This is a genomic window from Streptomyces tailanensis (genome assembly GCF_008386495.1).
GTDB lineage: Bacteria > Actinomycetota > Actinomycetes > Streptomycetales > Streptomycetaceae > Streptomyces > Streptomyces tailanensis.
This window is the reverse complement of sequence record NZ_VTHJ01000038.1, coordinates 1-14,186: the sequence shown is the minus strand read 5'-3', so window position 1 is coordinate 14,186 and position 14,186 is coordinate 1. Positions and strand designations below refer to the sequence as shown.

General features: G+C 71.2%; 7 protein-coding genes and 1 pseudogene. 6 read left to right on the top strand and 2 right to left on the bottom strand.

Annotated features, from left to right (window positions below):
- Positions 1 to 117: 117 nt before the first annotated feature.
- The gene (locus F3T56_RS27550) at positions 118 to 2,541 is read right to left on the bottom strand and encodes a SpoIIE family protein phosphatase (RefSeq protein WP_149828064.1); all 2,424 of its coding nucleotides are present in this window, start codon (positions 2,539 to 2,541) and stop codon (positions 118 to 120) included.
- A gap of 364 nt (positions 2,542 to 2,905) precedes the next feature.
- Here F3T56_RS27550 and F3T56_RS27545 point away from each other — a divergent pair, with 364 nt between their 5' ends.
- A complete protein-coding gene (locus F3T56_RS27545) occupies positions 2,906 to 5,065 on the top strand; it encodes a SpoIIE family protein phosphatase (protein ID WP_149828063.1) in 2,160 nt (719 codons plus the stop codon).
- Between the two features lie 168 nt (positions 5,066 to 5,233).
- Here F3T56_RS27545 and F3T56_RS27540 read toward each other — a convergent pair whose 3' ends face one another.
- Positions 5,234 to 6,619, bottom strand: coding sequence for a S1 family peptidase (locus F3T56_RS27540; protein ID WP_149828122.1), 1,386 nt, complete (start codon positions 6,617 to 6,619; stop codon positions 5,234 to 5,236).
- 313 nt (positions 6,620 to 6,932) lie between these two features.
- Here F3T56_RS27540 and F3T56_RS27535 point away from each other — a divergent pair.
- The 5 genes and pseudogenes from F3T56_RS27535 to F3T56_RS27515 all read left to right on the top strand — a co-directional run.
- Positions 6,933 to 7,205 (top strand): annotated as a pseudogene (locus F3T56_RS27535) (PaaI family thioesterase); the annotation flags it as partial.
- Between the two features lie 501 nt (positions 7,206 to 7,706).
- A complete protein-coding gene (locus F3T56_RS27530; protein ID WP_149828062.1) occupies positions 7,707 to 7,922 on the top strand; it encodes a type A2 lantipeptide in 216 nt (71 codons plus the stop codon).
- Positions 7,923 to 8,044: 122 nt separating this feature from the next.
- Positions 8,045 to 8,851, top strand: a complete 807-nt coding sequence (locus tag F3T56_RS27525) for an HlyD family efflux transporter periplasmic adaptor subunit (RefSeq protein WP_149828061.1) — start codon at positions 8,045 to 8,047, stop codon at positions 8,849 to 8,851.
- Positions 8,848 to 11,085, top strand: a complete 2,238-nt coding sequence (locus F3T56_RS27520) for an NHLP family bacteriocin export ABC transporter peptidase/permease/ATPase subunit (protein ID WP_172639165.1) — start codon at positions 8,848 to 8,850, stop codon at positions 11,083 to 11,085. The genes F3T56_RS27525 and F3T56_RS27520 overlap by 4 nt, the downstream gene beginning before the upstream one ends.
- 1 nt (position 11,086) lies before the next feature.
- Positions 11,087 to 13,942, top strand: a complete 2,856-nt coding sequence (locus tag F3T56_RS27515; protein WP_149828060.1) for an NHLP bacteriocin export ABC transporter permease/ATPase subunit — start codon at positions 11,087 to 11,089, stop codon at positions 13,940 to 13,942.
- Positions 13,943 to 14,186: the final 244 nt, after the last annotated feature.

Here is a 14,186-nt window from a genome sequence, read left to right as displayed (position 1 = left end):
CACTGGGGAGACAAGCCCCTGACGGAGAAGGTCGTCTTCCGGTGGGCCGAGGACAGTGCGATGGTCAACGCGCTGAGCACGGGGGCCGCCGACGGCGCCAGCAGCAGACGTACGCCGTCAGGGTGCCACCTCGATGGGGATCTCCGCCCACACCTGTTTGCCGCCGCTCACCGGCACCGTGCCCCAGGCGGTCGACATGGCCTCCACGAGGAGGATGCCGCGGCCTCCCGTGGCCTCCCAGCCGATGCTGGTGGGCTTGGCCGGCGTACGGGGTGAGGCGTCGGCGACCGCGACGCGCAGCCGGTCGGCGAGGAGGGTGAGGTCGAGGCGGACCTTGCCGTCGGTGTGTACGAGGGCGTTGGTGACGAGTTCGGAGACGACGAGGAGGACGGTGTCCGCCTCGAAGTCGATGCCCCAGGCGCGCAGGACCCGCTTGGTGTAGCGGCGGGCCTGGCCGACGGCCTGGGGGACGCGCCATACCGTCCAGTTCTCGCGCTGCGGGCGCAGGGCCATGCCGTCGTAGCGCATGAGGAGCAGGGCGACGTCGTCGTCGCGGTTGGCGCCGCGGAGGAGGATGTCGGCGACGGCTCCGAGGTGGGCGGGGTCGGCGGCGGACAGTCCGTCGGCGAGGCGGTCGAGGCCGTCCTCGACGTCGATGTCGGCGGATTCGACGAGGCCGTCCGTGGTGAGGGCGAGCACCGTGCCGGGGGCCAGGCGCAGCGGCGCCATGGGGAAGTCGGCCTGCAGGACGACGCCGAGCGGCGGTCCGCCCTCCGACTCGGTGATCTCGGTGGTGCCGTCCGGGTACCGCAGCACGGGCGGCACATGGCCGGCCCTGACGTACCAGGCGGAGCCCTCCTCCATGTCGATGTCGACATAGCAGCAGGTGGCGAAGAGGTCGGTCTCCATGTCGACGAGCAGCCGGTTGGCGTGCGAGACGACGACGTCCGGGGGGTGCCCTTCGATGGCGTACGCGCGCAGTGCGGTGCGCATCTGGCCCATGAGGGTGGCGGCGCCGGCGTTGTGGCCCTGGACGTCGCCGATGACGAGGGCGACATGGTTGTCGGGCAGCGGGATCACGTCGTACCAGTCGCCGCCGACCTCCAGACCGGCCGTGGTGGGCAGGTAGCGGGCGACGGCCACCGCGCCGGGCAGTTGGGGCAGGCGGCGCGGGAGGAGGGTGCGCTGGAGCATGCTGACCAGTTCGTGCTCGGCGTCCAGGGCGTGGGCGCGCATCAGGGCCTGGCCGGCGAGTCCCGCGGCGGCGGTGAGCAGGGCGCGCTCGTCGGAGCCGAAGACGTGGGGACTGTCCCAGCCGATCAGACAGGCCCCGGCCATGCGGCCGCCGCCCGGCAGCGGGAGGACGGCGAGGCCGCCGGGGCCGACGTCGGCGAGCGCGGGCTCCAGGGTGGCTCCGGCGGGCCAGATCGCGGCGCGTCCCTCGCGCAGGGCGGCGGCGAGGGTCGGCATGCTGCGCACCGGTGCGTCGGGCCATTCGGAGCGCCACTCGGAGCGCCACACCTCGGGCCAGGCCTCCGGCTGGGGCGGGTCGAGGAGGGTGACGACGAGGCGGTCGGCCTCCAGTTCGGCGAGGGCGATCCGGTCGGCCTGGAGCGGTTTGCGCAGGGCGGCGACCACGGCCTGGCTGACGTCGCGCACGGTGCCCGCGCTGGCCAGGGCGGCGGCGAGGCGCTGGACGCGGGCCACGTCGTTGAGGCCGGAGCGCACGCTGGCGGCGTCGGCGACGGCGCCGACCAGCCGGTCGGGGCGGCCCTCGCCGCCGGGGACCAGGCGGGCGCGCAGCCACAGCCACCGCTGTTCGCCGGAGGGCTGGCGGATCCGGAACTCCAGTTCGCGGTCGCCGATGTACATGTGGTCCGCCTCCACGACGGACATCAGCGCCGGCATGTCCTCGGGCACGGTGAGAGCCATCAGGGTCTCGACCCGGCCGTCGAAGTCGTCGGGCCCGATGCCGAACAGTTCCAGCAGCTCGGGGGCGACCTCGACGCGGCCCGTGTCCATGGCGTACTCGAACGCGGCGCCGACCCCGGCGGGCGGGGCGGGGGCGGCGTGGGAGACGGCCTCGGTGAGGAGTCCGAGGCACTCCCGGTCCTCGGCGTCGAAGCCGTCCGTGCCGTCGCTCACGGCCACCAGACAGCCCCGCTCGCGCAGCGGCAGCACGGCCAGTGAGAACTCCTTGGCGTGCGAGCGGCGTACGTCGGCGTCCTGGAGGAGGTCCGCGGAGCCGAGCCAGCGCGGCTGCCCGGTGCGGCATGCCTCGGCGACGGGGGCGGTGTCGGAGGCCGGGTAGCCGTCGCGCAGCCCGTACAGGCTCCTCGGTACGCCGGCCGATGTGACCAGCGACAGCAGATCGCCGTCGGGGGTGTACACGGCGGCGACCGTCGCATCCGTGAAGACGAGGACGTGTTCGAGGACGGCTTGCAGGCGCTCGTGCGGGTCGAGGTCGCCGGTGAGGGACTTGAGGGCGAGTTCGGCACGCAACGTCTTCGCTCCGCGTTGCGCCGCACCCTCACTGACCACGTCGCAATTACAGCGCTTCTCAGCCACTCGCGCAGCCCCTGCGACCATTCCGTGCTGGTCGAGGAACGTCTTCGGCGGCCCGAGGCGAAAGGCTCCGGGCCCGGATCGAAAGGCTTCGGGCATGGGGCGAAAGGATACAAACAAGTCTCTACATGTGCATTCCGCACGGTGATCGTGTGACATCCGTTACAGGTCTCCGGTGACAGGCGTGACTGTCGGCCCGCCCCGGCGGGCTGGAAGGCTCGACCGCATCCGGCCCGGGGGGACCGGCTGACGCTGACCTCGCTCGCCGTGCGTACCGGGCCGTCAGGGGGGAGCCTTGACGCGGAGGCCGTCGCGCCGACACGGGAGGAGGTGGTCGGGCATGTCCGATGTGTACGCGGCCCGGGGGCGGACCACCGTCGAGACGGCGCGCGTGGGTCATCCGATGCTGTCGCTGGCCCTGGCCGCGATGATGGACGACGTCGACGCGCACTCCGGCGCCGTGTATCTGCTGACGCCCGACGAGCCCGTGCTGGAGATGGCGGTCATGGCGGGGCTGCCGAGATCGTTCGCCGCGCCGTGGGAGCGGGTGGGACTGAGCGCTCCGGTCCCGGTCGCCGAGGCCGTGCGGGACCGGCGGCTCGTGTGGGTGAACGGCGAGGAGCAGATGGCCCGCCGCTACCCCCGTATCGCCGTGGTCCTGCCCTACCCCTTCGCCCTGGCCGCCCTGCCGGTGGCGACCCGCGACACCACCTACGGCGCCGTCTTCCTCACCTGGCCCGGCTCGCACCCGCCGGAGCTCAGCGACCGTGAGCGGGACCATCTCACCTCGGCCTGCGACCGGCTCGCGAAACGGCTGCGGCGCGCGGAGGACGAGGGCCGGCCGGTAGTGCCGGAGCCGGACCTGTCGGCGCCGTCGGCGACCACCGTCGCCGGGACGCTCGGCACGGTGGAGGCGGCGCGGATGGTGGCGCGGCTGCCGTACGGGATGTGCGCGCTCGATCTGCACGGGCGGATCTCCTTCGCCAACGCGGCGACCGCCGAACTGCTCGGCATCCCCGTCAGCGGACTGCTCGGCACCCAGCTGTGGGCGTCCGTGCCCTGGCTGAACGATCCCTCGTACGAGGACCGGTACCGGGCCGCGCTGATGAGTCAGCACGTCACCTCGTTCGTGGCGCTCAAACCGCCGAACGACTGGCTGTCGTTCCGGCTGTACCCAGGCACGAACGGACTGAGCGTCCGCATCTCCCGGGCCCGGGCGGTCGCCGAGCTGGAGGGCGCCGGGCACCAGGAGGACGACGGGCCGGGCCGCCTGGTGACCATCAACCATGTCCTGGCGCTGGCCAGCGCGCTCACCGAGGCGGTGGGGGTGCAGGACATAGTGGAGCTGGTCGCGAGCGAGATCGCCCCGGCCATCGGCGCCCAGGCGCTGCTGATGCTCGGCTCGCGGGCGGGGCGGCTGCATGTGCTGGGGCACCGCGGTTACGCGGATCCGCACCACGTGGAACGCTTCGACGGCATGCCGCTCACCGCGCAGACCCCCGGCGCGCATGCCCTGACCAGCGGGGTGCCCGCCTTCTTCGAGAGCCGGCAGCAGTTGGAGCACCTGTATCCGATGCGGGAGACGACCCGGGACGGCCTGGCCGCCTGGGCGTATCTGCCGCTCATCGCCCAGGGGCGGCCGGTGGGCACCTGTGTGCTCGGGTACGCGGACCCGCATCCGTTCCCGGCGGACGAGCGTGCGGTGCTGACCAGCCTCAGCGGGCTCATCGCCCAGGGCCTGGAGCGGGCTCTGCTCTACGACGCCAAGCACCAGCTCGCCCACGGGCTGCAGGCCGCGCTGCTCCCGCACTCGCTGCCGTCGATCCCCGGCATCGAGTCCGCCTCCCGCTATCTGCCCGCGACCCGGGGCATGGACATCGGCGGCGACTTCTTCGACCTCGTCCTCTCGCACGGGCGGGCCTCGGCCGTGATCGGCGACGTACAGGGGCACAACGTGACAGCGGCGGGGCTGATGGGGCAGATCCGTACGGCCGTACGCGCGTATACGACCGTCGGTCAGGCGCCGCAGGACGTGATGAGCAGCACCAACCGGCTGCTGATCGACCTCGGGTCCGAGCTGTTCGCCAGCTGTCTGTACCTGCGGCTCGACCCAGAGCACGGGACGGCCGTCATGGCGCGGGCCGGGCATCCACCGCCGTTGCTGCGCAGGCCGGACGGGAAGGTGAAGGTGCTGGACCTCGCGGGTGGGCCGCTTCTCGGGATCGACGCGGATGCGGTGTATCCGACGACCGAGGTGGCGCTGGGCGAGGGGTGCGTACTGGCCCTCTACACGGACGGGTTGATCGAGTCGCCCGGGGTGGATATCGAGGATGCGTTGGCCGACCTCGGGGAGCGGCTCGCCTCCGGCGGGGATCAGGGGTTGGACGCGGTCGCCGATGAGTTGGTCCGGGAGACGGAGACCGCGGAGGAGAGGCTGGACGATGTGGCCTTGCTGCTGCTTCGTGCGTCCGGCTCGCCGTACGGTTCCCCACGCCCCTGACGGGGCGCTCGCGCCCCGTAACGCGCATCGGTCCGACCCTCCCGCCGGAGGGCCGGACCGTGTGCCACTCACCGGCGTGGCCGGTGGGTGGGTCGTGGGATCGACGTTCCGGTATCAGTGGCCGCTGAGCCCGGAACCGTCGTCCACCACGTCTTCGCGGGTGTCGGCCTACTGCTCGACGACGCCCTGCTCGTGCTCCGCGCCGGCCTCTTCACCGGCACCGGCAGCGGCGGCTTCCTCGCCCGCACCGGCTTCCTCACCGGCACCGGCAGCGGCGGCCTCCTCTTCGCCGACGCCGGCGGCGGCCTCCTCTTCACCCACACCGGCTTCCTCACCGGCACCCGCGGCGGCAGCCTCTTCACCGGCACCGGCCGCGGCGGCTTCCTCGCCCGCACCGGCCTCGCCACCGGCACCCGCGGCGGCAGCCTCGTCACCGGCACCGCCCGCGGCTTCCTCGCCGGCGCCCGCGCCGCCGTCGCCGAGGGTGGCGCCGACCGCGGCCAGGGCGGTGGTGACCGGCTGGAAGAAGGTCTCGCCACCGACCGTGCAGTCGCCGCTGCCGCCGGAGGTCAGGCCGATGGCCTGGCCGTCCTCGGTGAACAGCGAGCCGCCGCTGTCGCCGGGCTCGGCGCAGACGTTGGTCTGGATGAGGCCGGTGACCGTGCCCTCGGGGTAGTTCACCGTCGCGTCGAGGCCGGTGACCTGGCCGTCGGCGAGACCGGTGGTGCTGCCCATGCGGAACACCTGCAGACCGACCGTGGCCTCGCCGGCCGCGTTGATGTCGACCGTCTGGCCGTTGCCTAGGTCGACGGTGCTCGCCGCCTGGGTCGCCGGGTCGTTGTAGTTGACCAGCGCGAAGTCACCGTCGCCGGGGAAGGTGGCGGTCGCCGCGTCGACCGTGCCGATCGGGGCGCCACCCTCCTCCTCGGACCACTCGGCCTCCGCGACACCGCAGTGACCGGCGGTCAGGAAGGCGGGGGCCCCTTCGGCGTTGACGACGTTGAAGCCGGCGGAGCAGCGCGCGCCGCCGCCGAAGATGGCGTCGCCGCCCTCCAGGAAGGTCTTGAACGTGCCGGCGGACTTCTTGATCTCCGCCATGCCCGAGCCGAGCGACTTGACCGTCGACTCGATGGTGTCCCAGTTCTCTCCGGTGACCGTGGAGTCGGCGGTGACCTGGATCTTGTTCGTACGGGGGTCGATCGCCCAGGCAGTGCCCGGGATGGTCGCCTCTTCCTTCAGCGTCGCCGCGCCGGCCTTGAGCTCGGACCAGCTGTTCTCGACCTCCTGGACCTCCGCACCGGCCTGCTCGGCCTGGATGATCACATTGTTGTCGTCGCCGTCGATCTCGATGCCGTCGATGACCTGGATGATGAGCTGCTGCTCACTCGAGTTGTAATACGCGCCTGCGAACGCTTCACCGAGCGCTTCCTGGAGCTGTGAGGCGAGGTCCGAGGCGTCACTCGCGGCGAGCGTCTTCGGGGCTGCCTCGTTCGACTCCGTCTGGGACGCCATGGCGTTCGGCAGGATGAGTGCCGCCGCTCCGAGTGCCGCCACGCCGCCTGCCGCTATAAAGGCCTTGCGCTTGGTGGCTCGTTTGTGACTCAACTCTTGACCTCCTGGGGACGGGGTCCGTGCCGCCGTCCGGCGGGTGAACTGGGGGCGCCTGGTTGCCAGTTGGTACGGATGCTTCCGGTGGGGTGTTCAACGCCTCGAAAAAAGTTTCCGATCTTCCGCTTCGCAAAGTGCGGTTCGGGTGGCATTTCACGACTTCCCACCCACGTTCCCCGGCCCGAACCGCCGGGAACGATGCCGGCATGACTCTCACACCCACCGAAGCCGACAAGATCCTCACCGTGACGACAGGGCCCAGGGCGGCGTCCTGTCGGGTCAGGCGTTGATGGCCGCGGCGGACACGGCGACGGTGATCGCGGTCTCGGCGGCGCGCGGTTCCTTCGTACCGATGACCACGGTCCAGCAGTCGACCAGCTTCCAGCGGGCGGTCGTGGGTGAGGACGTACTCGTCGAGGCGGTCCTCACCAAGCTCGGGCGCCGGATGGCCTTCGCCGACATCGCGATGACGACCGGGAGTTCAGGGGAGCTCGCGGCCCGGGCGAGCACGGTTTACGCGCTTCTCGGGTGACGAAAAAGCGCTCCTGTGACAACTGAGCGCAATACGTCAAGCGGGCAGACACGATCTGCCACCGGTCCGTAGCCGTCCGTTTCTGTCGCTGATCGAAAAACCGGCTTCGGGGAATCTCCACATCGAATACCCAGTCGAGTCACGGCACTCGAAGGATCTGCACAGCCGGCGTCGCCGTGCCGTGCCTTTGAGGCGGGACTGTCCAGTTCGTTTTCCGGTTGGCAACGAGCGGGCCGCGACGATGCGGCGCCGGGTGTGAAGAACTTGCCACCGCCGCGTGCGCGAGCCTGCACGGATGAGCCCTCATGGTCATCAAGTTCCCTGGTGAGAGGCCCTGTTGATTGGATGTGCGCCCCGGATCTCTGCTTTGATCCATCGCACCGCGGGGACCGCCAAGCTCTCGGAAACGAGAAGTGGGCACCCACGTGTGCGGCCGTCGTTCTGTCCCCAGAAGGGGGCCGCTCCCCCCTTATGAAGAGCTATACGAAGGGAAGTTCCATCATGAACTCCACCCCCCAGGTTGAGACCGCCGAGCTGTCGGACGCCGCCCTCGACGCCGTCTCCGGTGGCCTGCACGTCAACGCCCTCGGCACCGTCACCGGCCTGGTGGACGGCATCGCCCCGGTCTCCGGCCTGGTCAACACGGCCGTCACCACGGTCGAGGGTGCCACCGGCCTGAACACCGCCCCGGTCACGAGCCTGGTCGCCGGTCTCTGATCGAGCCCCAGTGCCGCTGAGTCCCGGAACCGCCTGACGGTTCCGGGGCTCTCGGGTGCCCGGAAACCCTCGGGCGCCCCGAAAGTCCTTTCGTCTCACATCGCGCAGGTGAGGGAAGTCCCGTGCAGTTCCGCCAACAGGCCCTCGCCAGGCTCCAGTCACCGGAGGAGCTCGACCTTCCGGTGCGCTTCGCCCGCCCCCAGGGCTGGCTGGTGCTGTCCATCACGGTGGTCGCCATGGCCGCCGCGTCCGTGTGGGCCGTCACCGGTTCCGTGACCTCCACGGTCAGCGCGCCCGCCATCCTCACCCACGGGCAGGGCAGTTACATCCTGCAGAGCCCCGTCGCCGGCCAGGTCACCGCCGTACTCGCGAAGCAGGGCGAGCGGCTGCCCGCCAAGGCACCGGTCCTGAAGGTCGCCACCGCCGAGGGCGAGACGGTCGTACGTTCCGTCGCCGCGGGCCGGGTCTCCGCGCTCGCCGCCACGATCGGCCAGATCATCCAGACCGGCGCCAATGTGGCCGCCATAGAGAAGGTCGCCGACGCCGACGACCCGTTGTACGCCACGGTGTACGTCCCGGCCGAGAACGCCGCCTCCATCCCGAAGAACGCCCAGGTGGACCTCACCGTCCAGTCGGCGCCCACCCAGAGCTACGGCGTACTGCGCGGCCATGTGAAGAAGGTGGACCGCACCGCCCAGACCCCGCAGTCGATCGGCGCGTTCCTCGGCGACAGCCAGCTGGGCGAACAGTTCACCAAGAAGGGCCGGCCGGTGGCCGTCACCGTACGCCTGGACCGCAAGGCGTCGACCGAGTCGGGCTACAAGTGGTCCTCGCAGGACGGGCCGCCGTTCGAGCTGACCTCCATGACCATGGCCACCGGCTCGATCCGCATGGCCGACGAGCGTCCGATCGATTGGCTGCTCCCGTGACCCCACCCCAGGACACCGCGGCGCCGCCGGCACGCGGCAGACGCAAGGCGGCGCCGAAGAAGCGCACGGTGCCCAAGAGCAGGCAGAAGACCGTCCGCACCCCCACCGTCCTCCAGATGGAGGCCGTGGAGTGCGGTGCCGCCTCCCTCGCCATGGTCCTCGGCCACTACGGGCGGCACATCCCGCTGGAGGAACTGCGCATCGCCTGCGGTGTCTCCCGGGACGGCTCACGCGCGAGCAACCTCCTGAAGGCGGCCCGCGGCTACGGCCTGACCGCCAAGGGTATGCAGATGGACGTGGCCGCCCTCGCCGAGGTGAGGGGTCCGGCCATCCTGTTCTGGGAGTTCAACCACTACGTCGTCTACGACGGGATGGGGCGCCGCTTCGGCCGGCGCGGCGCGCACATCAACGACCCCGGCAAGGGCCGCCGGTTCGTGCCCATGGAGGACTTCGACGCGAGCTTCACCGGTGTCGTCCTCGTCATGGAGCCCGGCGACGACTTCGAGAAGGGCGGCCGCAAGCCCGGCGTCCTCGGCGCCATGCCGGCCCGGATGCGCGGCACCTCCGGCACCCTGCCCGCCGCCGTCCTCGCGAGCCTGCTGCTCGTGGCGGTCGGCGCGGCGGTGCCCGCGCTGAGCCGTACGTACATCGACATGTTCCTGATCGGCGGCCAGACCTCGCTGCTGGGCGTGCTGTTCGCGTCGATGGGCGCGTGCGTCCTGCTGACGGTCCTGCTGACCTGGCTGCAACAGACCAACCTGCTGCGCGGCCGCCTCATCTCCTCCACCCTCTCCAGCGCCCGCTTCCTCAGGCATCTCCTCCGCCTGCCCGTCACCTTCTTCTCCCAGCGCAGCCCCGCCGACCTCGTCCAGCGCCTCCAGTCCAACGACGTGGTCGCCGAGACCCTGGCCCGCGACCTCGCGGCGGCGGGCGTGGACGCGGTCGTCGTCGTCCTCTACGCCGTACTCCTCTATACGTACGACCCGCAGCTCACCTTCGTCGGCATCGCGGTCGCCCTGCTGAACATGGTGGCGATGCGGGTGGTGATCCGGCTGCGCGCGACCCGTACGGCGAAGCTGCGCGCCGACGCCGCGCGGCTCACCAACACGGCGTACACGGGCCTGCAGTTGATCGAGACGATGAAGGCGACCGGCGGCGAGGAGGGCTACTTCCGCAAGTGGGCGGGCCAGCACGCGACCACGCTGGAGGAGCAGCAGCGTCTCGGCGTGCCGAGCGCGTGGCTGGGCGTGGTCGCGCCGACGCTCGCCACGCTCAACAGCGCGCTCATCCTCTGGATCGGCGGCATGCGCGCGGTCGAGGGCCACATATCCGTCGGCCTGCTGGTCGCCTTCCAGGCGCTGGTCACCCGGTTCACCGCACCGATCACCCGCCTCAACGGCGTCGCGGGCCGCATCCAGGACTTCGCGGCCGACGTCGCCCGGCTGAAGGACGTCGAGAACTTCCAGGCGGACCCGCTGTACACCCGCCCGGACGCCGGCGAGTCCACCCGCCGACTGCACGGCCACGTCGAACTGGAGAACATCACCTTCGGCTACAGCCCCCTCGACAAGCCCCTGCTCACGGGCTTCGACCTCACCGTCGGCCCGGGTCAGCAGGTGGCGCTGGTCGGCGGCTCCGGCAGCGGCAAGTCGACGGTGTCCAGGCTGATCTCGGGCCTGTACTCCCCCTGGGAGGGTGTGATCCGCATCGACGGCCGTCGCCTTGAGGACATCCCGCGCGGCGCGCTCGCCGCCTCCGTCTCCTTCGTCGACCAGGAGGTCTTCCTCTTCGAGGGCACGGTCCGCGACAACGTGGCCCTGTGGGACCCGTCGATCCCGGACGAGGCCGTGGTCGAGGCGCTGCGGGACGCGGCCCTGTACGACGTCGTCACCCGTCGCCCGGGCGGTATCAACAGCAAGGTCGAGCAGGACGGCCGCAACTTCTCCGGCGGGCAGCGCCAACGGCTGGAGATCGCCCGGGCGTTGGTGCGCAGGCCCAGCATCCTCGTCCTCGACGAGGTGACCAGCGCGCTCGACGCCGAGACCGAGCTGGTCGTCATGGACAACCTGCGCAAGCGCGGCTGCGCCTGTGTGGTGATCGCCCACCGGCTCAGCACGGTCCGCGACAGCGACGAGATCGTCGTCCTGCAGCACGGCACGATCGTGGAACGCGGCCGGCACGAGGAGCTGGTGGCACGCGGCGGCGCGTACGCCCAACTGGTCAGGGAGCGGTGAGATGACCTCCGTACACGACAGCCACGGGGGCCAGGGAAGCCAGGTGCACCAGGAGGGCGACCTCGTCCTCGGCGCGCTCGGCGCCATGGGCACCCCCCTCGACTGCACCGGCTACACCCGTCTCGACCTCGAAGGCCCGCAGGTGCTGTGGCTGGTGGCCTCCGGCGCCCTCGACCTGTTCGCGGTCGACGCCAAGCAGCAGGGCCACTGGCACCACCTGGGCCGCCTCGAAGCGGGGTCCCTGCTGCTCGGCCCGGTCGCCGGGCCGCAACACACCCTGGTCGCCCGCCCGTTGCGCGACTGCGTGGTGCGCCGCATCGGTCTGCGCGAGCTGTACCAGCCGGTGAACACCGAGACCTGGTCGTACGACGAATGGGGCAACCCCCAGCTCGTACCCCCGCAGACGAGCCCGCTGGAGTACGCCCTCGCCCTGGGCGTCGGCCGTGGCCTGTCCATCCTCTTCCAGGCGCCGATGGCCACCGAGCAGGCCGCCGCGCTCACCGACGACGACGTGTTCTGGATGCAGGTGCCGCCCGGCAGCGTCCAGTACGGCTCGCTGTACGGCGCGGAGGCGGCGGCCGACCTGCTGATGGACCCCGGGGTCTGGCAGAGCATGGTCGACCAGCAGTACCGGCTGCTGGCCACGCTGGACCGCTGGATCGAGCAGCTGGAGCGCACCCACGAGGACCGTACGGCGGCGGGTATCAAGGCCGGCGAGGCGGTCCGCGCCCAGGCCGACCGGACGCTGCTCGCGTCCATCGGCAAATCGTCCGCGGCCCGGCGTACGACGGCGGCCGACGCCGACGCCACGTACGCGGCCTGCAAGGTCGTCGCCCAGGCGGCCGGGATCGCGCTCTCCGAACCCGCGCAGAGCGGCACGGAGAGCGACCGGCTCGACCCGGTGGAACGCATCGCGCTCGCCTCCCGGGTCCGGGTCCGCGCCGTACGGCTCACCGGAAACTGGTGGCGGGAGAACGTGGGCCCGCTGGTCGGACACCGGGCCCTGTCCGGCGCGCCGGTGGCGCTGCTGTGGCGGCGCGGCGGATACGTGGCCATGCAGCCGTCGTCCGGCCGGGAGACGCCGATCGAGAAGGCGAACGTGGCCGAGTTCGAGCCGCGTGCCGTGATGTTCTACCGCCCGCTGCCCGAGCGGGTGCTGAGCCCCCTGCGGCTGATGCGGTTCAGCCTGCACGGCACCGGCGGCGACATGACGGGCCTGCTCCTGAGCGGTCTGGTGACGGTCGCGCTCGGCTCGCTCGTACCGATCGCGACGGGCAAGGTGCTCGGCGAGTACGTGCCGAAGGCGCAGGAGAACCTCATCGTGCAGGCCTGCCTGGCAGTGATGCTCGCGAGCGTGGTGTCGGCGGCGTTCCTGCTGTTGCAGAACCTGACGATCCTGCGCCTGGAGGGCCGCATCGAGGCGACGCTCCAACCGGCGGTCTGGGACCGCCTGTTGAGGCTTCCGACGAAGTTCTTCGCGTCCCGCTCCACGGGTGAACTGGCGAGCGCGGCCATGGGCATCAGCGCGATCCGCCGCACGCTCGCGGGGGTCGGCCCGGTGGTCGCCCAGTCCGTGACGATCGGTGCCGTGAACCTGGCTCTGCTGCTCTGGTACAGCGTGCCGATGGCGCTGGCCGCGATCGGAATGCTCGTGGTCGTCGCGGCGGTCTTCCTCGGCCTTGGCCTGTGGCAGGTGCGCTGGCAGCGCCGCCTGGTGGTGCTGAGCAACAAGCTGAACAACCAGGCCTTCCAGACCCTGCGCGGGCTGCCGAAGCTGCGAGTGGCGGCGGCCGAGAACTACGCGTACGCGGCCTGGGCGGGCGAGTTCGCGCGCAGCCGGGAGCTCCAGCAGAAGGTCGGCGGCATCAAGAACCTCAACACGGTGCTGGGCGCGGTGTATCTGCCGCTGTGCACCCTGCTGATGTTCATGCTGCTGGCGGGCCCGGCACGCGGTTCGATGTCGGCGGCGGAGTTCCTCACCTTCAACACCTCGGTGACGATGCTGCTGACGTCGGTCACCCAGCTCACGGGCGCGTTCGTCTCGGCGGTGGCGGTGCTGCCGTTGTTCGAGGAGATCAAGCCGGTGCTGGAGGCGACACCCGAGGTGCGTACGGCGAGTACGCGCCCGGGTGTGCTGACGGGCGGGATCGAGGCCCGCCGACTGTCCTTCCGGTACGCGGACGACGGCCCGCTGGTGCTGGACGACGTGTCCTTCGACATCAGGCCCGGCGAGTTCGTGGCGATCGTGGGCCCGAGTGGCTGCGGCAAGTCGACACTGCTGAGGTTGCTGATCGGCTTCGACAAGCCGGTCGCGGGCAGCGTCCTGTACGACGGCCAGGACCTCGCCGCCCTGGACCAGTCCGCCGTACGCCGCCAGTGCGGTGTCGTACTCCAGCACGCCCAGCCCTTCACCGGGTCGATCCTGGACGTCATCTGCGGCACCGAGCCGTTCACGCCGGAGGAGGCGATGGCCGCCGCCGAGATGGCGGGGCTCGCCGAGGACATCAAGCGGATGCCGATGGGGCTGCACACCATCGTCCAGGGCAACGGCGCGATCTCCGGCGGCCAGCGCCAGCGCCTGATGATCGCCCAGGCCCTGATCCGCCGGCCCCGCATCCTCTTCTTCGACGAGGCCACAAGCGCGCTCGACAACGAGACGCAGCGGACGGTCATCGAGAGCACGCGGGCGTTGAACGCCACGCGCATCGTCATCGCTCACCGGTTGTCCACGGTCATGGATGCGGATCGGGTGGTGGTGATGGAGGACGGGAAGGTCGCGGAGGTGGGGGCGCCGGGGCAGTTGTTGGCGAACACGGGGGGTCGGCTCCATGAGCTGGTCCGCCGCCAGATGGCATAGCCGGTTTGTTTTCGCCCCCGCCGGCCCTACCCGTCCCTCCCCCACTCTCGGCTCCGCTCGAGCGGGGGGACCCCCATCCAGGGGCTGCGCCCCTTCGACCCCGCCACGCCTTCGAGCTCGGGGGATGGGGTGGTCTGGCGGGTGCGGGTGGTGTGTGGTTGCTCGCGCAGTTCCCCGCGCCCCAAAAACACGGCCCTGCGGGCCGCTGAAAAGACCGGGGCGCAGCCCCGCATTTCAGGGGCGC